We start from the raw sequence: 17,150 nt of genomic DNA, 5'->3' as shown, positions 1-17,150 counted from the left end.
CACGGCGGCCTGCGGCGAGGGCAGGATCGCCGGGCCTGTCCCGCGCCGGGCCGCCCGCTGCCGTCCGCGCCGGGACGGGTCGCGCCGCCCGGCCAGGCGGGCGCCGCCGCGCTTTGCGTTCGGCGCCGCGCGCGAAGCGGGGTAGCCTGCCGCGGTCCCGGTGCAGGAGATCCCGCCGATGACACATGACCTGCCGCGCCGCGAGGCGCTCGCGGCGCTTGCCGCCACCACGCTCGTCCCCGCCGCCAGCGCGCAGACACGGAGCCCCGCCATGGCCGGACTCGTCCCCGACCCCGCTACCGACATCCTCGGCATCATCGATGTGCAGCCCACCTTCATGCCGGGCGGCGAGCTGGCGGTGGAAGGCGGCGACCAGGTGGTGCCCGCCATCAACCGGCTGCTGGGCGGGCCCTTCGCGCATGCCTTCGCCACGCAGGATTGGCATCCGGCCGGGCACTCCTCCTTCGCGTCCTCGCATCCCGGGAAGAAGCCCTTCGAGGTGGTGCAGATGCCCTATGGCCAGCAGGTGCTGTGGCCGGACCACGGCATCCAGGGCAGCCCGAATGCCGAGCTGCACAAGGACCTGGCGCAGGCGCGGATCGAGCTGATCGTCCGCAAGGGATTCCGGCGCGAGATCGACAGCTATTCCGCCTTCTTCGAGAACGACCGCCGCACCACCACCGGCCTGCATGGCTGGCTGCAGGCGCGCGGGCTGCGGCGCCTCTTCCTCGCCGGCCTCGCCACCGACTACTGCGTCGCCTATTCGGCCGAGGATGCGGCGCGGCTGGGCTACCAGGTCTTCGTCATCGAGGATGCCTGCCGCGGCATCGGCCTGCCGGCCGAGGGCGGCACGACGATCGACCTGGCCAAGCGCAACCTCGCCGCCGCCGGCGTGCAATTCGTGACCAGCGCCGCCTTCGGCTGAGGCGGGGCGAAGGACGGCGCGGCAGCGCCCGGGCGGGGCGGAGGCGCCGCGTGCCCCGGGTATCGGCCCGCCGGGAGCGGCGACCCACCGGCCCCGCCGAGGGCAGGCGGCGCCGGCCATGCTGCGATGCCGCCGTGCGGACCGGCCGCCCTGCGCGGATCGCCTTCGCGGCTGCGCGCCGGACCCGATGATCCTGCGGGCCGGCATCGCCCGGCCGCGCCCGGCCGGACGCCGCCGCACCGTTCCGTTGCCGCCGCGCCTCCCCGCTCCCGCCGCTCACCATGCGGCGCAGGCCCGACATGGCGGTTTGCCGCGCGGCCATTCTCTGGGACGATGGGCGGCAAGGAAGGGCGCGGCGCCACGGCACCACGATGCCGCCGCCCCGGGGGGAAACCAATGGAACGCCATTATGGCTGGGTGATCGTCGCCGTCGGGGCGCTGATGAGCTGCGTCGGCATGGGATCGATGTTCTCCCTCGCCGTCTTCCTCGACCCCATCGCCGCCGGCACCGGCTGGTCCCGCGCCGGCCTCTCCGGCTCGATGACCGTCGCCTTCCTGGCCATGGGGCTGGGGGCCTTCGGCTGGGGCGCGGTCAGCGACCGCTACGGCCCGCGCCTTGTCGGCCTGGCCGGCGGCCTGCTGCTCGGCGCCGGGCTGGTGCTGGCCAGCCGGGCGGAGAGCCTGCTGGCCTTCCAGCTCGCCTATGGGCTGTTCCTCGGCGCCGCGGTCGGCGCCTTCTTCGCGCCGATGATGGCCGCGGCCAGCGCCTGGTTCGACCGGCAGCGGGCGCTCGCGGTGTCGCTGGTCTCGGCCGGGCTGGGCATGGCGCCGCTGACCGTGGCGCCCTTCGCGCAATGGCTGCTCTCCGGCCATGACTGGCGGGAGGCGATGCTGGTCATCGGCCTGGTCGCCTGGGCAGTGCTGCTGCCAGCGGCGCTGCTGCTGCGGCGGGCCCCGTCGATGGTCGCCGGCAGCCCTGCGGCGGCGGCCGGCCGGGACCTGACCGCGCGGCAGGCCCTGGGCACGCGGCAATTCGCGGTGCTGGCCGCGACCTTCTTCGCCTGCTGCCTGGCGCATTCCGGGCCGATCTTCCACGTCGTCAGCTACGCCATGGTCTGCGGCCTGTCGGCGATGACCGCGGTCAGCGTCTACAGCCTGCAGGGGCTGGCCGGCCTCGGCGGGCGGCTGCTGCTGGGCGTGCTGGCGGACCGGCACGGCGCCAAGCCGGTGCTGATCGGCGGGCTGCTGCTGCAGGCGCTGGCGATCGGCGCCTTCCTGCCGGCCCGCAGCCTGGGCGAGTTCTACGGCGTCGCCGCCGTCTTCGGCCTGGCCTATGGCGGCGTCATGCCGCTCTATGCGGTGCTGGCGCGCGACTATTTCGGGCCGCGCATCATGGGCACGGTGTTCGGCGCCGCGACGATGATCTCCTGCCTCGGCATGGCGGCCGGGCCGGCGGTGGGCGGCTGGATCTTCGACCGCTTCGGCAGCTATGCCGGCATGCACTTGGCCTCGCTGGCGGTAGGGCTCGGCGCTGTGGCCATCGCCTTCACCTTCCCGCCGCTGCCGCGGCTGCGCGCGCCGGGGCTGAGGCCGGCCTGACGGCCCCGCCGGCGCGCGGTCCGGTGCCCGGCCTCAGAAATTCCGCGACAGGCCGGCGAAGACGCCGCGCCGGGCGCCGTATTGCGGCGCCCCGACCCCGACGCCGGAGCCGTCGCGCAGCAGGTAGGCGCGGTCGGCGATGTTCAGCACGTCGAGGCGCGCCGTCCAGGTGCCGCCGTCCGGCAGCACCAGGTCCTGCTGCACGCCGAGATTGGCGGTGACGTAGGGCGTCACGCTCTCGGTGCTGGCGAAGCCCTTCCGCAGCCCGCTGCCGTAGAGCAGGCTGGCCGACAGCCGCCCGCCTTCCCAGGCGCGCCAGACCGCGCCGGCGCTGCCGGTCAGCAGCTGGTCGTGGTCGGTGCGGATGTACTTGCGGGAGATATAGGCCAGCTCCTCCGGCTCGATGTTGAACTGGGCGGAGCGGATGTCGCGGCCGGTCGAGCGGCTGATCGCCAGGTTGCCGTAGAGCAGGAGGTTGTCCAGGCGGTAGCTGGTGCTGAACTCGGTGCCGTAGATGCGGCCCTGGCGGTAGTTGATCGGCGTGAAGATCAGGGCGCCGCCGAACTGGCCGAAATCCAGCAGGTCCTGCACCGACTTGTAGTAGGCATCGACGCCGATGGTCCATGCCGGCGTGACGCGGTGGGAGATGCCGGCGTCGAAGCGGTGGGCGCGCTCCGGCCGCGGGGTGCCGTTCTCCAGGCTGAAGGGCTCGTTGGTGGTGCCGACGAAGCGCGCCAGCGTGCCGCCGGCGATCAGTTCCTGCTGCACCGGGGTGAAGGTGCGGGCATAGCCGGCATGCAGCGTGGTCGCGTCGGTCGCGCGCCAGACCAGGTTGGCGCGCGGCGAGACCTGGCCGTTCGTGGTGTACTGCTCGATCCGGTCGGCGCGGACGCCCAGGTTGAGGGTCAGCCGGTCGGTCAGCCGCCACTCGTCCTGCACATAGACGCCGTATTGCCAGCCGGTCCGCCCCTGGCGGTCCTGCAGGAGGAAGGGATCGGTGCCGGCCTCGCCATTGCCGTCCAGGGCGAAGACCGCGGTCCGGGCGCTGTAGCGGCTGCGCTCGCCGGTGAACTGGACGCCGGCGCGCAGCGTGTGGCGCTCGGCGACGCGCCAGGAGGCGTCGGTCTGCAGCCCGGCGGCGAAGCTCTGCCGCACCACGTCGGAGGCGACGCCGTTGAAGGCCAGCTCGTTCACCGCATCCGGCAGGTAGTGCAGGGAGGAGTAGCGGATGAAGGGCGCGACCTGGATGTCGATATCGGCCGTCACCGCCTTCTGCAGGGCGGCGACGCCGTACCAGCTCCGCTCCCATTGCCGGCTGCGCAGGCCCTGGCTGCTGAAATCCTCCCGCCCGAAGGGGTTGAAGGCGTTCTGCACGGCGCCCGGCGCCGGGATGCCGAAGCGGTTCAGCGCCGTGCCGCCGATGAGGGACAGGCGCGTGGTCGCGTCGATCTGCCGCGCCGCATAGACCAGGCCGCGCAACTGCTCCGTCTCGTTGTTCGCCACGGTGCGGCCGCGCGTCGGGTTCTCGACCCCGCGGTCGGATTGCAGCCAGGTGCCGGTGGCGAAGACATCCCAGCCGCCGAGGAAGCCGGCCCAGCTGGCATGCGGCTGGATGGTGCCGAAGCTGCCGCCATAGACGCCGACGGACCCGCCGGGATCCAGCGCGCCGCTCCGCGTCTCGAGCGCGATGACAGCGTTGGTGCGGAAGCCGAATTGCGCCGGCAGCGCGCCGGTCAGCACGCTCGCGCTGCGCAGGCCGCGGGCATCGAAGACCTGGCCGAAGCCCTGCAGCCCTTCGGGCAGGGCGACGCCGTTCAGCCGGTACTGCAGGTTCCGGTGCTCGCCGCGGATATGGATGTCGCCAAAGCTGTCCTGCGCGACGCCGGGCGTCTGCAGCAGCACCTGGTTCAGCGGCTGGTTGGCGCCGCCGGGCAGCGCCTCGATCGTCTCGCGGTCCACCACCACCTCCCGCGCGCCGAAGCGGGCCAGGATGCCCTGGCGCGCGGCTTCGGCCTGGCGGGCCTGGACGACGAGTTCGGGCAGTTCGTCCTGCGCCGCGGCGGGAAGGACGAGGAGGAAGGGCAGGGCGGGCAGGAGGCGATGCAACATAACGTCACGTTATGTTATAACATAACTCTCGTAAAGCCCGCCTCGTGCGCGCCGCCTCGTGCCCGCCGCCTCGGCCGCCTCACCAGGGCAGGGCGAAGACCCGGCCATGCCGGGCCAGCGGCGCCGCATCGCCGCCCGCCACGCCGATCGCGCCCCACAGCGCGACGGCGACGCTGTCCAGCACCGGGATGCCGAGCTCCGCCTCCAGCGCCGGGGCGATGCGGCCGCCGCGGAAATTGGTGCAGTGGATGGCGATGGCCTGCGGGCCCGCCGCCGCCACCGCCCGCACCATGGCGGCGATGGTCGCCTCGTCATGCTCGCAGAAGCTGTAATTGCCGGGATCCTCCAGGTGGCGCTCGGCGACGCAGGCGATGCCTTCCGCCGCCATGCGCCCGGCGATGGCGGTCTGCACCTCCGCCAGATAGGGCGTGACGAGGCCGAGCCGCGTCGCGCCCAGCGCCGACAGCGCCCGCAGCAGCGCCAGGGTCGCGGTGATGGCGGGAAGGCCGGTCGCCGCCGTGATGGCGGCGCAGAGCGCTCGATCCTGGTCGAGCCCGAGCCACGAGCCGCTGGTGCCGTTCCAGCAGATGCTGTGCACCCTGGCATCCGCCAGCAGCTCCGCCGCCGCCAGCACCGGCGCGGGATCGAATTGCGCGCGCGATCCCTCGCCCAGGTTGATCGCCACAACCCGGAGGCGCGCGGCATGCGCCGTCACGCCCGGCAGGTCGGCCAGCATGGCGGCCGTCAGCGGCTCCAGCACGGTGTTCGAGGACGGCGTGAGCATGCCGAGGCGCAGCGTCTGGGTCATGCGCCGTTGTCAACGATTGCGCCGTTGCCGGTCAACCGGACCGGCCCGCGGATCCGCCAGGCGACGCGATCCGCTGATGCCAGCGCAATTTGGGGCCTCCGCGCGCGCTCGCCGTCCCGCCCGCCGCTCGGCCCGCGCTGTGTTGCAGGACACAGGCGGGACCGACATGGTTGCACCACACTGCGCTGCAGCAGGCGGCGACGTGGAGGCGGCTCGATGACCGGCAGGACCCTTGTCCGCATGCAGCCCTGGCGGCGGCTGGCCGCGCTGGCCCTGATGCTGCCGGCCCTGCTGGCCGGCCCGGCCGGCGCCGCCACGCCCCACCCGGCGGTCGAGGATACCGAACTGCTCGCGCTCGGCGATGGCGAGGTCGGGCTGCTGACCCTGCCGCAGGCGCCACGGCCGGGCCGTCCCGCCCCGGTGGTGCTGCTGCTGCCGGACCAGGACGGGGCCGGGCCGCGCAGCGCGGTCTATGGCCAGCGCGTGCTGGAGAACGGCTACGCGGTGCTGGAAGCCCATTTCGGCGCCGGGGCGGAGGACGCGGAGCCGCCGCCGCCGCCGATGCGGCTGGCCATCCTGCTGGCGGCGGTCGCCGCCGATCCGCGGCTGGACGCGGCCCGCATCGCCGTGATCGGCCTGGGGGAGGGGGCGCGGGCGGCGCTGCTCGGGCTCGGCAGCCTCCGGCCGGGCGAAGCCACGGTGGCTGGCCTCGCCCTGCTCTATCCCGGCTGCGACCAGGCCCTGGCGCGGGCGGCGGGGGCGGTGGCCGCGAACACGACGCAGCGGCCGCAGGTGCTGCTGCTGCATGGCGACGAGGATGCGGTGAACGACACCGCCGCCTGCACCGCGGTGGCCGCCGGCCTCCCGGCGCAGGATCGCGTGCGGCACCGGGTGCTGACCGGCGCCAGCTATGGCTGGGACGCCTATGGCATGGTCCGGCCGGGCGGCGTGGCGCTGCTGCCCGACCCGACCCAGCCGGGCCGCCGCGCCTGGGTGCAGCCCGACCCGGGGGTGACCATGGTGGCGGCCGACCGGGTGCTGGGGCTGGTGGTGACCGCGCTCGGCCAGCCCTGACCGCGCCCGGTCGATCGGCGCATTGCCCATCCGCCGCCGGCATCCCAGGATGCCGGCGGACGAGACGATGGAGCGAGAGCGCATGGCAGGCGTGCCCGATATCAGCCCCGCCGAGACCTGGGAGGCGCTGAAGGCCGACCCCGACGCCGTGCTGATCGATGTCCGCACCGATGCCGAGTGGAATTTCGTCGGCCTGCCGGACATCGCCGACCTGGCGAAGCAGCCGCTGCTGATCCCCTGGCAGATGTACCCGTCGATGGAGGTGAACCGCGCCTTCGCCGAGCATCTGCGCAAGGCCGGGCTGACCGAGGCGAACAGCCTCTATTTCATCTGCCGCTCCGGCGCGCGCAGCCTGTCGGCCGGGATGGCGGCGCAGGCGGCTGGCTTCCCGCGGGCCTTCAACGTCGCAGACGGGTTCGAGGGGCCGGTGGATGCCGAGGGGCATCGCGGCAGCATCGCCGGCTGGAAGGCCAGCGGCCTGCCCTGGCGGCAGCGCTGATCCGAGGCAAGGGAGGACAACAGCCATGGCCATCGCGCCGCTGCCGCTGCGCAGCGAATTCCTGTTCCGCATGGTGCTGCAGGCCGGCACCCCGCAGATGGCCGCCGCCGGCCCGGGGCAGGAGCTGCGGGTGATCCCGGTGATAGGCGGCACCTTCGAGGGGCCGTCGCTGCAGGGCACGCTGGTGCCCGGCACCACCGCCGACTGGCTGCGGGTGGAGCCGGACGGCACCGCGCATATGGATGTGCGCCTGGTGATGCGGACCGCGGCGGGGCAGCATTTCTTCATGTCCTACAGCGGCGTGCGCAGCGGCCCGCCCGAGGTGCTGGCACGGCTCGGCCGCGGCGAGGCGGTGGACCCCGCCGACTACTATTTCCGCATCGCCATCCGCTTCGAGACGAGCGACCCGGACCTCGCCTGGCTCAATCGCGTGCTGGCGGTGGGCATCGGCCAGCGCCCGCCGGCCGGCCCGACCTACGACGTCTACGCGATCCGCTGACGCGGGACGGCGCTGACCGCCGGCGCGGCGGGAGGGAGAGAACCCTCCCGCCGCCGCTCACTCCGGCGTCACGCCCAGCCTTGCGAACAGCGCCAGGTGCCGGTCGCGTTCGCGCCGCGCGAATTCCTGCAGCGCCGCGCCATCCAGCGCGAAAGGGGCGAAGCCGGCGGCGGTCAGCCGGTCCTGCACGGCCGGGTCGGGCCGCACCGCCTCCACCGCCGCGATCAGCCGCGCCTGCAGCGGCGGCGGCACGGCGCGGTGCACGGTCACGGCGAACCAGGCGGCGATCTCCACCGCCGGCAGGCCAAGCTCGGCGAAGCAGGGGATCTCCGGCAGCAGCGGCGACCGCGCCGGCGTCGTGACCGCCAGCCCCACCAGCTTGCCGGCGCGGATCTGCGGCACCGCGTCGTGCAGGAAGCCGAAGGCGCAGTCCACGTCCCCGGACAGCAACGGCTGCACGGTGTTGCGGAAGGCCACGCCCATCGGGCGGATGCCGGTCGCCTCGGCCAGCAGCGCCATGGCGAGGTTCGGCACCCCGGCATGGCCGGCATGGGCGAAGGACAGCGCCTCGCCGCGCGTCCGCGCCAGCGCCAGGAAGCCGGGCAGGTCGGCGACGCCCAGCCTCGGCGGCACCACCAGCACCAGGGGCGCCTGCGCGGTGCCGGCCAGCGGCAGCAGGTCGGCCACGTCGAAGCCGCTGACGCGCTGCACCGCCGGCAGGGCGGGGACGAATTGCGGCATCGTCATCAGCGTGTGGCCGTCCGGCGGGGCGCGCAGCAGCGCCTCCGTCGCCAGGGCGGTGTTGGCGCCCGGGCGGTTCTCCACCAGCACGGGCTGGCCCAGGCGGTCCGCCATCCCGGGGCCGAAGAGCCGGCTGATCAGGTCGGGCGGGCTGCCGGGCGGGTAGCCGACCAGCATCCGCAGCGGCCGCGCCGGCCAGGCCTGCGCCCGGGCGGGACCGGGCGCGGCCGCCGGCGCCGCGAGCGGGGCGAGCAGCAGGGTGCGACGCCCGGGCAGCGGCGTCATTCCGGCTGCACGCCCAGGCGCCGGAACAGGCCAAGCTGGCGGTCGCGCTCGGCGGCGGTGAAGGCGAGGAGGGGCTCGCCCTCGAGGTCGAGCGGCAGGGCGCCGGCGGATTGCAGCCGGGCGCGGGTCTCGGGCAGGGCGCGCACCTGGGTGACGGCGGCGGCGATGCGCGCCTGGATGCCGGCCGGCGTCGCGCGCGGCACCGCCACCGCCCACCAAGCGCCGATCCGCACCGCGGGATGGCCAAGCTCGGCGAAGCTCGGGATCTCCGGCAGCAGCGCGGCGCGCTCGGCGGTGGTGATGCCGAGGCCGCGCAGCCGCCCGCCGCCGATCTGCGCCGCGGCACCGGGAAGGAAGCCGAAGCCGCAGCGCACCGCGCCGGTCAGCAACCCGTTCAGGATCTCCGGCTCCCCCCGGTAGCCGACGGCCAGCGGCGCGATGCCGGCGCTGTCGCGCAGCAGCGCCATGGCGAGGTTGGGCGCGCTGGCCAGGCCGGAATGGCCATAGGCCAGCGCCTCCCCCTGCCGCCGCGCCAGGGCCAGGAAGCCATCGAGGTCCCGCACGTCGAGATCGGGCGTCGCCAACAGCACCAGCGGCGCCTGGGCGGTGCCGGCCAGCGGCAGGACCTCGGCGACATCGAAGGGAACGTGGCGCTGCACCGCGGGCAGCGCCGGCAGGTACTGGGCCATCATCATCAGGGTCTGGCCATCGGCGGGGGCGCGCAGCAGCGCCTCGGCGGCCAGGGCGCCGCCGGCGCCGGGACGGTTCTCCACCACCACCGGCTGGCCAAGCGCCTCGGACAGGGCGGGGGCGAAGAGGCGGGAGACGAGGTCGGGGATGGCGGAGGGCGGGAAGCCGACCAGCAGGCGGACGGGCCGGCCCGCCTGGGCGCGCAGGGGGCGGGGCAGGGCGGGCGCGAGCAGGGGCGCCGCCAGCAGGGCGCGGCGGGGGAGGCGGTGAGGGTAGGGCATTCGCTTGGTCCGTTTCCGCCGCCAGCCTGCGCCCGGCCGCCCGGCCCGGGCAACCGCCCGAGCGAGGTCGGCGGGACCCCGCGCCGCCAGAGGTCGGGCGGCGGGGGGAGGGGCAGGGGCAGCGGCAGGGCCGCACGGGTGCGGCGCGAATCGCGGCTTCGGGGAAAGGCGGCTCACCCGGTAGGATGGCCGCAGGCGGCGGAGGAGGAGCGGATGGCGGAGACATGGCGGCACCAGGTCCGGGTCTACCTGCCGGAACCGCTGGCGGAGCTGGCGCGGGCGGCGCCCGATGCACCGGCGCTGCGGCCGCTGATGGACCTGCTGGCGCGGCACGACGCCAGGCCGGTCAGCCAGCTCGATGCCTTCGAGGCCTATTGCGCCGAGGCCGAGCGGCGCGGCGACCAGGCGGATCCGCTCTATCGCTGGACCCAGGCGACGCTGGCGGACCCGGCGAAGCGGCGGGTGCATCTCTGCGCCTTCGCGCTGCGGGTGGCGGGGCAGGAGGTTTATCCGCAGGCGGCTGCCGATGAACTGGAAGCGGCGCTGCGGCCCCTGGTCGGCGGCGGCGTGGTGGAGCGCCTGTCGCGGCACGACACCAACCCGGCGACCAACATGCCGGTCCCGGCGGAATACCGCGGCTGAGCCGCGGCGCCCGCCCGGCCGAAGGAGTAGCCCATGAACAGCCTGTCCCGCCTCCGGGTGCTGGCCGACATCCCGCTGCAGCCGGCGCTGCCCGCGGCCCTGGCGCGGTTCGAGGCCGTGACCGGCCTCCCGGTCGATGCCGGCTTCGATCCCTCGCCGACGGTGCTGGCGCGCCTCGCATCCGGCGAGGCGGCCGATCTCGTCATCGTCCAGCCGGATTTCCTGGCGCGGCTTGCCGCGTCCGGGCAGGTGCGGGCGGCGACGGGGCCGGTGATCGGCGAGGTCGGCGTCGGCCTCGGCAACCGGCCCGATTCGCCGGCGCACGACGTCTCGACGCCCGCGGCGCTGAAGGCGGCGCTGCTCGGCGCCGACCTGATCGTGTTCAACCGCGTCGCCTCCGGCGAGGTCTTCGCCGGCGTGCTGGAACGGCTGGGCATCGCCGAGGCGCTGGCGCCGCGCATCCGCCGCACCGCGCCGATGGACATCTTCGCCCCCGTCCTGGCCGGGCAGGGCGACGACATCCTGGCCGGGACCATGACGCTGCTGGCGACGGCCCCGGGCATCCGCGTGTTGGGGCCGTTGCCCCCGCCGCTGCAGCGGCCGCTGACCTACATGGCGGTGCCGATGGCGGCGACCCCGCAGGCGGAGGCGGCGGCGCGGATGGTGGAGTTCCTGGCCTCGGCCGAGGCGCGGGCGCTGCTGGCGGCGCGCGGCGTGGCGCCGGGCTGACTGCGCCGGGCCGTGCCCCCATGCCGCATCCGCCGGGAAGCCGGACGTCGCGCTGCCCTGCAGGCGCCCGGTCAGGCCCGCGCCACGGGGCAGCCCGGCGCGGCGACACGGAAGGCACGCCGATGCTGATCCGCGGCGCGCGGGCGGCGGATGCCGGCCCGGCCTGCGACCTCGCCCGCCGGTCGATCACCGAGCTTTGCGTGGCCGACTGGCGCGGCGACCCGCAGGTGCTGGCCGCCTGGCTGGCGAACAAGGTGCCGGCGGAATTCCGCCGCTGGATCGGCCGCGCCGACCGCGCGGTCTGCGTCGCGGAACGCGAGGATGGCCGGCTGGCCGGGGTGGGCATGGTCGCCTGGCGCGGCGAGATCCAGCTGAACTACGTAGCGCCGGAGGCGCGCTTCCAGGGCGTCGGCAAGGCGCTGATGGCGCATATGGAAGGGCATCTGCGGGACCGCGGCGTGGCCCAGGCCAGCCTGTTCAGCACGCAGGTCGCCGCGCGCTTCTACCGGTCCCTCGGCTATGCCGAGACGGGACGGGAGACGAGCCGCTTCGGCACGCTCGACATCATCGCCATGGTGAAGCGGCTCGGCTGAGCCGCGGCGGCGCGGGGCAGGGCGTCGCCGCCCTCGCCGGGCGCCCGGCCCCTGTCGGCAGCCGCCCATGGACCCCGGACACCCGGCGCGCCGGCCGGCGGCACCCGCCGACGGGCAGGCCAGGCGGCGGGGCCGCGCGATCCGCCCTATCGCCGCCCGGCGATCTGCCGGTTCTCCAGCCGGCTCAGCAGCCGCACCACCGGCCAGAGCAGCAGGAAGTAGATCACCGCCGCCGCCATGATCGGCGTCGCGTTGTAGGTCACGCTCTGCGCTTGGCGCGCCTGGAACAGTAATTCCGGCATGGCGACGACGCTGGCGATGGAGGTGAGCTTCACCACCTCCAGCGTGTTGCTGATCAGGTCCGGCAGCACGTTGCGCACCGCCTGCGGCAGGATGACCCAGGCCATGGCCTGGCCGCGGGTCAGGCCGGTGCTGCGCGCCGCCTCCATCTGGCCGCGCGGCACGCTCTCGATCCCCGCGCGTAGGACTTCCCCGTAATAGGCGCCGGTGTTGAGGAAGAAGCCGATCGCGACCGCGCCCAGCGCCGAGACCTCCAGCCCCGCGAAGGGCAGCCCGGCATAGACGAAGACCAGCAGGACCAGCGGCGGCACGGCGCGGAACAGGTCCACCCAGGCCATCAGCGGCCAGCGCACCAGCGGATGCCGCACCGTCGACAGCAGCGCGAGGACGGTGCCGCCGAGCACGCCGAGCGGCACCACCACCGCCGAGAGCAGCAGCGTCTGCTGCAGCCCCATCCAGAGGATCGGCCAGGCCTGCCGCAGGATGTCGAGCGAGAAGAAGGCGAGCAGGAAGTCGTCGAATGTCATGCCCTGGCCATACGATCCATGCTCTGGTCCCCGGCTGCGCCTGCGGTCCTCCGCGACCGCATGGCTAGCGCTTCCACGCGAAGCGCGTCTCGACCCAGCGGCCGAGGATCACCACCGGGAAGAACAGCACCACATAGGCCAGCGCCCCCAGGGTCAGCGGTGTCGGGTTGAAGGAGAAGCTGACGCCCGCCTGCGCCGCGCCCAGGATCTCGCTGACCGCCACCACCGACCCCAGCGCGGTGCCCTTGGTGATGGCGATGGTGCGGTTGGTCAGCGGCGGGATCACCATCCGCACCGCCTGCGGCAGCACCACCCAGCCCAGCGTCTGCAGGAAGGACAGCCCGGTGCTTCGCGCCGCCTCCCACTGGCCCTTCGGCGTCGCGGTGATGCCGGCCCACAGGATCTCCTCGGCGAAGGCCATCAGCACCAGCGAGAGCGACAGCCAGGTCGCGGCGAAGCCCGAAAGCTGCACCCCCGCCGCCGGCAGGCCGAAATACAGCAGCGCGATGACGACCAGCGGCGGCAGCGCCCGGAACAGGTCGACGACGAAGACGATCAGCCAGTTCAGCGGCCGGATCCCCAGCGCCCGCAGCACCGCCAGCCCCAGCCCCGCCGCCAGCCCGGTGGCGATGATGCAGGCCGCCAGCAGGATGGTCAGCCAGAACCCGTCGATGATCTTCGGCAGGTATTCCGCCGCGACCCGCAGGTTGAAGAAGCTGTCGAGGAAGCGATCCCAGCCGCTCATGCCGCCGCCTTGCATCCGACGCCCCGGCGGGTGCAGAGCTTCGGGACCGAGAGACGGAACCCGCCGCGATGCCCCACCGCGCCCTGCTGCCCCTGCTCGCTTTGCTGCTCGCCGCCCTCGGCCCGCCGCCGGAGGACCAGCGGGCCATCCCCGGCCAGCGATCCGGCTTCGTCGCCGACGGCGCCGGCGGCTGCTGGATCTGGGTCGGCGGCCTGCCCGCCGCGGCCGAGGGCGTCGCCGGCAGCTGGACCGGCACCTGCCCGGAAGGCCCGGCCGAGGGCGAGGGCCGCGCCGTCACCACCTGGCGGGCGGCCGGCCGCGAGCGGCAGATGGTCTATGAGGGGCGCCTCCGCGCCGGCAAGGCGGAAGGCCAGGGGCGCCTGTCCCATTACGAGGAAGGCCGGCTGACGGTGCGGGAGGAAGGGGAATACCGCGACGACTACCTGGTCGGCGGCCGCTTCGAGATCCCCGCCGCCGGCCTGGTCTACGAGGGCGGCTGGTTCCGCGACGGGCCGCATGGCCAGGGCAGGCTGCAGGTGGAGGGCAGGAGCTTCGAGGGCCGCTGGGAGCTGGGCTGCCTGAAGGCCGGCGACCTCTGGATCGCCTTCACCCGCCCGCCGAAGAGCTGCGAGGACGGCGCGACCTGACGCCGCCACTCAGGCCCGCTCCACCTGGCCGAGGAAGGCGCGCGTCCGCGCCTCCCGCGGGGCGCCGAAGACCTGGGCGGGCGGCCCTTCCTCCACCACCGCGCCATCGGCCATGAACACCACCCGGTCGGCCGCGGCGCGGGCGAAGCCCATCTCGTGGCTGACCACCACCATGGTCATGCCACCCTCCCGCAGCTCCCGCATCGCCTGCAGCACGCCGCCGACGAGTTCGGGGTCGAGCGCGCTGGTCGGCTCGTCGAACAGCATCACCCGGGGCTCGAGCGCGATGGCGCGGGCGATGGCGACGCGCTGCTGCTGCCCACCCGAAAGCTGCCCGGGATAGTGCCCGGCGCGGTCCGCCAGGTGCACGCGCTCCAGCGCCGCCATGGCGCGCGCCTCGGCCTCCGCCCTCGCCTTGCCCTGAACCTTGCGCAGCGCCAGTGCGACATTCCCCAGCGCCGTCATGTGCGGGTAGAGGTTGAAGGACTGGAACACCATGCCGATCCGCTGCCGCGCCGCGTTCAGGTCGGTGCGGCGGTCCAGCAGGTCGATCCCGTCCACCATCACGCTGCCGCTGCTCGGCTCCTCCAGCCGGTTCAGGCAGCGCAGCAGGGTGGACTTGCCGGACCCGCTGGGGCCGATGACGAAGACCAGCTCGCGCTCCGCCACCACCAGGTCCACGCCGCGCAGCACGTGCAGCGGGCCGAAATGCTTGTGGATGCCGCGCGCCTCGACGATCGGCCTATGGGCCTGGCGCGGCCGATCTGGACCTTCGCGCCCTGCGGCGCTCCGGTCATCGGAGGTTTCGCCGAGCGGCCGATTCAGACCTTCGCGCCCTGCGGCGCTCCGGTCATCGGAGGTTTCGCCGAGCGGCCGATTCAGACCTTCGCGCCCTGCGGCGCTCCGGTCATCGGACGCATTCACGAACAGGCCGCGGTGTTCGGCGTCGCGTCGTAGCCGGGCAGGTTGGGCGGGCCGAAGCCGGGGAAGGCGACGCGCTCCGCATCATCCTCCTTCGGGTCGGCGCCGAACCACTTCTTCGACAGCGCGGCGATCGTGCCGTCCTTCTTCAGGCACTCGATCACCTGCTCCACCTGGTTGCGCAGCGCGCCGCTGTCCTGCCGGAAGGGCGTCGCCCAGTGGAAGCGGGTGCCGGGCAGCACCCAGTCCGCGACATATTGCGGCGTGCGGCTGGCGCTGAACTTCACCACCGTGTTGCCCGACAAATTGGCGAAGGCCCGGCCCTGGATCACCGCCTGCGCCGCATCCGCCTGGCTGTCGAAGGCCAGCAGGGTCAGGTTCAGCCGCTCGGCATTGCGGGTCACCCATTGCTCGTAGGGCGTGCCCTTGTTCACGCTGATCGCCTTGCCGCGCAGATCCTCCTCGGACCTGATGGGCGGCGTGCCGCGGCGGATGCCGAACTGCAACTCGGTCCAGAGATAGCCCTCGGTGAACAGCAGGTTCGCCGCCCGCTCCGGCGTCACCGTCGTGGGCGCGCAGAGGAAGTCGTAGCGGCCGGAATTCAGCGCGGGGATCAGGCCGGAGAAGCTGGCCGAGGTGACCTCGAGCGGCCGGTTCAGCTTCTTCGCCACCGCGTCGAACAGGTCGATCTGGAAGCCCTGCACGCCGCCCTGCAGGCTGGGAAAGGCATGCGGCGCGAAGGTGCCGTCCACGCCGCAGCGCAGCGGGGGCTGGCCGGACCCGGCGGCGCCCACCGTCATGGTCTGGGCCGCCGCGGCGGTGGCAAGACCGGCGGAGAGCGAAAGGACGGCAAGCAGCAGGCGCATCGGGAACGGCATCTCCGGCAGGGGCGGTTCGGGCGGGCGGACCTTCCCGCATCCCCGCCGGGGGCGCAACCGGGCCCACCCCCGGCCGCAGGCCGCGCCGCGCCGCGGGCCTGCCTGGAATTCGGGCAGCGCACGGGGCCATGCCACGAAAATGCCCCGACTTGTCCGCCTTCGCGCCCGGCCCGGGGTGTTCAACGGGGGTCACGGGCAATCCGGCCCGGCACGGCACGCAAGGGAAAGGGCCATCATGCAACGCATCGCCTGCGCACTGATCGGGGGCGCGCTGATGCTCATCACCGCGCTGGTCGGGCTGCTGCTGAGCGATGCGCTCGCGCCCGGGCGCATCCCGCCCATGCTCGCCTTCTGGGGCGCCTGCGGCGCCGGCGCGCTGCTGATCCTCGGCCTGGTGCTGCTCGAGCGGAACGCCACCCCGGCGGCGCTGCGCATCGCCGGGCCCGAGACCCATGGCCGCCCGCGCACCCAGGCGGCCGGTGCCTGAGGCCCGGTTGGCCGGCGGCTAACCCCGCCGGCCGGCGCGCCCGCCGGCCCCGCGGAGCGCTCCAGGCCGACGATCCTTCGGGGGCGTCGCGCCGGCCAGCCTCGCGGCACCATGGGCGGCGTCGCCTAGCGCGAAAGCACCTTACGGCGCCCCGGCCGACGCCTGGGTGCACCGTCGCCGCGGACCGGACCGCGGCGGCGCAGCGGCCCGCCGCTAGTCGCCGCGCAGTCCGGTTTCCCGCACCAGGCGGCCATAGGTCGCCCAGTCCTGCTCGATCACCCGGGCATAGTCGGCGCGGCTGCCGCCGGCCGGGTCGGCGCCCATGCCGCGGATCCGCTCCGCCACCTCGGGCTGGCGCAGCACCGCATCCAGCTCCCGGTTCAGCCGGTCGAGCAGTGGCTGCGGCGTCGCCCGCGGCGCCAGCACGCCGCCCCAGAACCCCACCTCGTAGCCCGGCACCGTCTCGGCGAAGCTCGGCACCGCCGGCAGCGCCGCGGCGCGCCCCGCGCTGCTGACCGCGATCGGCCGAAGCTGCCCCGCCTCCAGCAGGCTACGGGCGGCGATGATGGAATCGCTTGCCAGGTCGACTTCCCCCCGCACCAGCGCGGTCAGCGACGGGGCATTGCCGGTATAGGGCACCAGGGTGAATTCGGTGCCGGTCGCCTGCATCAGCATCGCCATGGACAGGTGGTTGATGCCGCCCTGCCCGGGGTGGGAAACGGTGACGCGCCCCGGCCTCTCCCGCGCCAGGGCCAGCACATCCGCCAGCGTGCGCAGGGGCGAATCCGCCCGCGCCACCAGCAGCAGGGGCGAGGATTGCGCCATGGCGACCGGCGCGAAATCCCGCACCGGGTCTAGCGTCGCGGCGCGGCTGACCAGCGGCGCGATCAGGGTGGAGAGGGAGGCGTAGAGCAGCACGGTCCCGTCCGGCGCCGACCGCGCCACATATTCGGCGGCGACCAGGGTGGCGGCGCCCGGCCGGTTCTCCACCGTGAAGACGCTGCCCGGCAGGCGTTCGTTCAGCTTCTGCGCCAGCAGCCGGGCCATGATGTCGTTGGCACCGCCGGGGGCGAAGCCGACCACGATGCGGACCTGGCGCGGCAGCGCGTCCTGCGCCCGGGCCCGCCCCGGGGCGCCCCCCGCCGCCGCGCCCAGCCCCGCCGCCAGGCCG

20 protein-coding genes are annotated in these 17,150 nt (G+C 74.3%); 11 read left to right on the top strand and 9 right to left on the bottom strand.

Annotated features, from left to right (window positions below; translation table 11 throughout):
• Nucleotides 1-178 precede the first annotated feature (178 nt).
• Both pncA and E2C05_RS18205 read left to right on the top strand, forming a co-directional pair.
• Nucleotides 179-925, top strand: coding sequence for a bifunctional nicotinamidase/pyrazinamidase (gene pncA, locus E2C05_RS18210; protein WP_338045149.1), 747 nt, complete (start codon nucleotides 179-181; stop codon nucleotides 923-925).
• Between the two features lie 396 nt (nucleotides 926-1,321).
• Complete coding sequence (locus tag E2C05_RS18205; RefSeq protein WP_133221074.1) at nucleotides 1,322-2,524, top strand: MFS transporter; 1,203 nt, start codon at nucleotides 1,322-1,324, stop codon at nucleotides 2,522-2,524.
• 33 nt (nucleotides 2,525-2,557) lie between these two features.
• On the opposite strand, the gene E2C05_RS18200 is transcribed toward E2C05_RS18205, so the two are convergent.
• On the bottom strand, nucleotides 2,558-4,633 hold the full coding sequence (locus E2C05_RS18200) for a TonB-dependent receptor (protein WP_133221073.1): 2,076 nt from the start codon (nucleotides 4,631-4,633) through the stop codon (nucleotides 2,558-2,560).
• A gap of 79 nt (nucleotides 4,634-4,712) precedes the next feature.
• Nucleotides 4,713-5,441: a maleate cis-trans isomerase family protein gene (locus E2C05_RS18195; RefSeq protein ID WP_133221072.1), complete on the bottom strand. Its 729-nt coding sequence runs from the start codon at nucleotides 5,439-5,441 to the stop codon at nucleotides 4,713-4,715.
• 216 nt (nucleotides 5,442-5,657) lie between these two features.
• On the opposite strand from E2C05_RS18195, the gene E2C05_RS18190 reads away from it, so the two are divergent.
• From E2C05_RS18190 to E2C05_RS18180, 3 genes are all read left to right on the top strand, one after another.
• Complete coding sequence (locus E2C05_RS18190; RefSeq protein ID WP_133221071.1) at nucleotides 5,658-6,515, top strand: dienelactone hydrolase family protein; 858 nt, start codon at nucleotides 5,658-5,660, stop codon at nucleotides 6,513-6,515.
• An 82-nt stretch (nucleotides 6,516-6,597) separates the two neighbouring features.
• Nucleotides 6,598-7,014 carry a rhodanese-like domain-containing protein gene (locus tag E2C05_RS18185; RefSeq protein ID WP_133221070.1) on the top strand — a complete coding sequence of 139 codons (417 nt, stop codon included), beginning with the start codon at nucleotides 6,598-6,600 and terminating at the stop codon, nucleotides 7,012-7,014.
• A 25-nt stretch (nucleotides 7,015-7,039) separates the two neighbouring features.
• Complete coding sequence (locus E2C05_RS18180; protein ID WP_133221069.1) at nucleotides 7,040-7,513, top strand: DUF3237 domain-containing protein; 474 nt, start codon at nucleotides 7,040-7,042, stop codon at nucleotides 7,511-7,513.
• Nucleotides 7,514-7,570: 57 nt separating this feature from the next.
• Here E2C05_RS18180 and E2C05_RS18175 read toward each other — a convergent pair whose 3' ends face one another.
• Together E2C05_RS18175 and E2C05_RS18170 are read right to left on the bottom strand one after the other, a co-directional pair.
• Nucleotides 7,571-8,539, bottom strand: coding sequence for a tripartite tricarboxylate transporter substrate binding protein (locus tag E2C05_RS18175; RefSeq protein ID WP_133221068.1), 969 nt, complete (start codon nucleotides 8,537-8,539; stop codon nucleotides 7,571-7,573).
• A complete protein-coding gene (locus E2C05_RS18170; RefSeq protein WP_133221067.1) occupies nucleotides 8,536-9,510 on the bottom strand; it encodes a tripartite tricarboxylate transporter substrate binding protein in 975 nt (324 codons plus the stop codon). Before E2C05_RS18170 ends, E2C05_RS18175 begins: the two co-directional genes overlap by 4 nt.
• Before the next feature lie 213 nt (nucleotides 9,511-9,723).
• On the opposite strand from E2C05_RS18170, the gene E2C05_RS18165 reads away from it, so the two are divergent.
• The 3 genes from E2C05_RS18165 (at nucleotide 9,724) to E2C05_RS18155 (ending at nucleotide 11,474) form a co-directional block, all read left to right on the top strand.
• The gene (locus E2C05_RS18165; RefSeq protein WP_133221066.1) at nucleotides 9,724-10,152 is read left to right on the top strand and encodes a hypothetical protein; all 429 of its coding nucleotides are present in this window, start codon (nucleotides 9,724-9,726) and stop codon (nucleotides 10,150-10,152) included.
• A gap of 33 nt (nucleotides 10,153-10,185) precedes the next feature.
• Nucleotides 10,186-10,881, top strand: a complete 696-nt coding sequence (locus tag E2C05_RS18160; RefSeq protein ID WP_133221065.1) for a substrate-binding domain-containing protein — start codon at nucleotides 10,186-10,188, stop codon at nucleotides 10,879-10,881.
• A gap of 122 nt (nucleotides 10,882-11,003) precedes the next feature.
• Nucleotides 11,004-11,474: a GNAT family N-acetyltransferase gene (locus E2C05_RS18155; RefSeq protein ID WP_158292216.1), complete on the top strand. Its 471-nt coding sequence runs from the start codon at nucleotides 11,004-11,006 to the stop codon at nucleotides 11,472-11,474.
• A 146-nt stretch (nucleotides 11,475-11,620) separates the two neighbouring features.
• Here the strand turns inward: E2C05_RS18155 and E2C05_RS18150 are convergent, their stop codons facing one another.
• Both E2C05_RS18150 and E2C05_RS18145 read right to left on the bottom strand, forming a co-directional pair.
• The gene (locus E2C05_RS18150) at nucleotides 11,621-12,301 is read right to left on the bottom strand and encodes an amino acid ABC transporter permease (RefSeq protein ID WP_133221063.1); all 681 of its coding nucleotides are present in this window, start codon (nucleotides 12,299-12,301) and stop codon (nucleotides 11,621-11,623) included.
• 64 nt (nucleotides 12,302-12,365) lie between these two features.
• On the bottom strand, nucleotides 12,366-13,046 hold the full coding sequence (locus tag E2C05_RS18145; protein WP_133221062.1) for an amino acid ABC transporter permease: 681 nt from the start codon (nucleotides 13,044-13,046) through the stop codon (nucleotides 12,366-12,368).
• Nucleotides 13,047-13,114: 68 nt separating this feature from the next.
• Here E2C05_RS18145 and E2C05_RS18140 point away from each other — a divergent pair, with 68 nt between their 5' ends.
• Nucleotides 13,115-13,693: a hypothetical protein gene (locus E2C05_RS18140; RefSeq protein ID WP_133221061.1), complete on the top strand. Its 579-nt coding sequence runs from the start codon at nucleotides 13,115-13,117 to the stop codon at nucleotides 13,691-13,693.
• Between the two features lie 9 nt (nucleotides 13,694-13,702).
• On the opposite strand, the gene E2C05_RS18135 is transcribed toward E2C05_RS18140, so the two are convergent.
• Complete coding sequence (locus tag E2C05_RS18135) at nucleotides 13,703-14,392, bottom strand: amino acid ABC transporter ATP-binding protein (protein ID WP_207191727.1); 690 nt, start codon at nucleotides 14,390-14,392, stop codon at nucleotides 13,703-13,705.
• 9 nt (nucleotides 14,393-14,401) lie between these two features.
• Here E2C05_RS18135 and E2C05_RS34060 point away from each other — a divergent pair, with 9 nt between their 5' ends.
• Entirely contained in the window at nucleotides 14,402-14,650 is a 249-nt protein-coding gene (locus tag E2C05_RS34060; protein WP_192912484.1) for a hypothetical protein, read from the top strand.
• Here E2C05_RS34060 and E2C05_RS18130 read toward each other — a convergent pair.
• Nucleotides 14,614-15,480, bottom strand: coding sequence for a transporter substrate-binding domain-containing protein (locus E2C05_RS18130; RefSeq protein WP_133221060.1), 867 nt, complete (start codon nucleotides 15,478-15,480; stop codon nucleotides 14,614-14,616). The genes E2C05_RS34060 and E2C05_RS18130 overlap by 37 nt on opposite strands.
• A 247-nt stretch (nucleotides 15,481-15,727) precedes the next feature.
• Here E2C05_RS18130 and E2C05_RS18125 point away from each other — a divergent pair, with 247 nt between their 5' ends.
• Nucleotides 15,728-15,979 (top strand): hypothetical protein, encoded by a 252-nt coding sequence (locus E2C05_RS18125; RefSeq protein ID WP_133221059.1) that lies wholly within the window; start codon nucleotides 15,728-15,730, stop codon nucleotides 15,977-15,979.
• A gap of 213 nt (nucleotides 15,980-16,192) precedes the next feature.
• Here E2C05_RS18125 and E2C05_RS18120 read toward each other — a convergent pair.
• The coding region (locus E2C05_RS18120; RefSeq protein ID WP_133221058.1) for a Bug family tripartite tricarboxylate transporter substrate binding protein at nucleotides 16,193-17,150 on the bottom strand (958 nt) is incomplete at its 5' end.

This window comes from Paracraurococcus ruber (genome assembly GCF_004353985.1).
GTDB classification, from domain to species: Bacteria; Pseudomonadota; Alphaproteobacteria; order Acetobacterales; family Acetobacteraceae; genus Paracraurococcus; species Paracraurococcus ruber.
This window is presented reverse-complemented; position numbering and strand designations above follow the sequence as displayed.

Excerpts from the sequence above, each read along its gene's own strand:
- E2C05_RS18170 (WP_133221067.1), bottom strand. The coding sequence starts at position 9,510 with ATGCCCTACCCTCACCGCCTCCCCCGCCGCGCCCTGCTGGCGGCGCCC.
- E2C05_RS18145 (WP_133221062.1), bottom strand. The coding sequence starts at position 13,046 with ATGAGCGGCTGGGATCGCTTCCTCGACAGCTTCTTCAACCTGCGGGTC.
- E2C05_RS18150 (WP_133221063.1), bottom strand. The coding sequence starts at position 12,301 with ATGACATTCGACGACTTCCTGCTCGCCTTCTTCTCGCTCGACATCCTG.
- E2C05_RS18190 (WP_133221071.1), top strand. The coding sequence starts at position 5,658 with ATGACCGGCAGGACCCTTGTCCGCATGCAGCCCTGGCGGCGGCTGGCC.
- E2C05_RS18160 (WP_133221065.1), top strand. The coding sequence starts at position 10,186 with ATGAACAGCCTGTCCCGCCTCCGGGTGCTGGCCGACATCCCGCTGCAG.
- E2C05_RS34060 (WP_192912484.1), top strand. The coding sequence starts at position 14,402 with ATGCTTGTGGATGCCGCGCGCCTCGACGATCGGCCTATGGGCCTGGCG.
- E2C05_RS18185 (WP_133221070.1), top strand. The coding sequence starts at position 6,598 with ATGGCAGGCGTGCCCGATATCAGCCCCGCCGAGACCTGGGAGGCGCTG.
- E2C05_RS18155 (WP_158292216.1), top strand. The coding sequence starts at position 11,004 with ATGCTGATCCGCGGCGCGCGGGCGGCGGATGCCGGCCCGGCCTGCGAC.
- E2C05_RS18175 (WP_133221068.1), bottom strand. The coding sequence starts at position 8,539 with ATGACGCCGCTGCCCGGGCGTCGCACCCTGCTGCTCGCCCCGCTCGCG.
- E2C05_RS18140 (WP_133221061.1), top strand. The coding sequence starts at position 13,115 with ATGCCCCACCGCGCCCTGCTGCCCCTGCTCGCTTTGCTGCTCGCCGCC.
- E2C05_RS18125 (WP_133221059.1), top strand. The coding sequence starts at position 15,728 with ATGCAACGCATCGCCTGCGCACTGATCGGGGGCGCGCTGATGCTCATC.
- pncA (WP_338045149.1), top strand. The coding sequence starts at position 179 with ATGACACATGACCTGCCGCGCCGCGAGGCGCTCGCGGCGCTTGCCGCC.
- E2C05_RS18205 (WP_133221074.1), top strand. The coding sequence starts at position 1,322 with ATGGAACGCCATTATGGCTGGGTGATCGTCGCCGTCGGGGCGCTGATG.
- E2C05_RS18130 (WP_133221060.1), bottom strand. The coding sequence starts at position 15,480 with ATGCGCCTGCTGCTTGCCGTCCTTTCGCTCTCCGCCGGTCTTGCCACC.
- E2C05_RS18165 (WP_133221066.1), top strand. The coding sequence starts at position 9,724 with ATGGCGGAGACATGGCGGCACCAGGTCCGGGTCTACCTGCCGGAACCG.
- E2C05_RS18195 (WP_133221072.1), bottom strand. The coding sequence starts at position 5,441 with ATGACCCAGACGCTGCGCCTCGGCATGCTCACGCCGTCCTCGAACACC.
- E2C05_RS18200 (WP_133221073.1), bottom strand. The coding sequence starts at position 4,633 with ATGTTGCATCGCCTCCTGCCCGCCCTGCCCTTCCTCCTCGTCCTTCCC.
- E2C05_RS18180 (WP_133221069.1), top strand. The coding sequence starts at position 7,040 with ATGGCCATCGCGCCGCTGCCGCTGCGCAGCGAATTCCTGTTCCGCATG.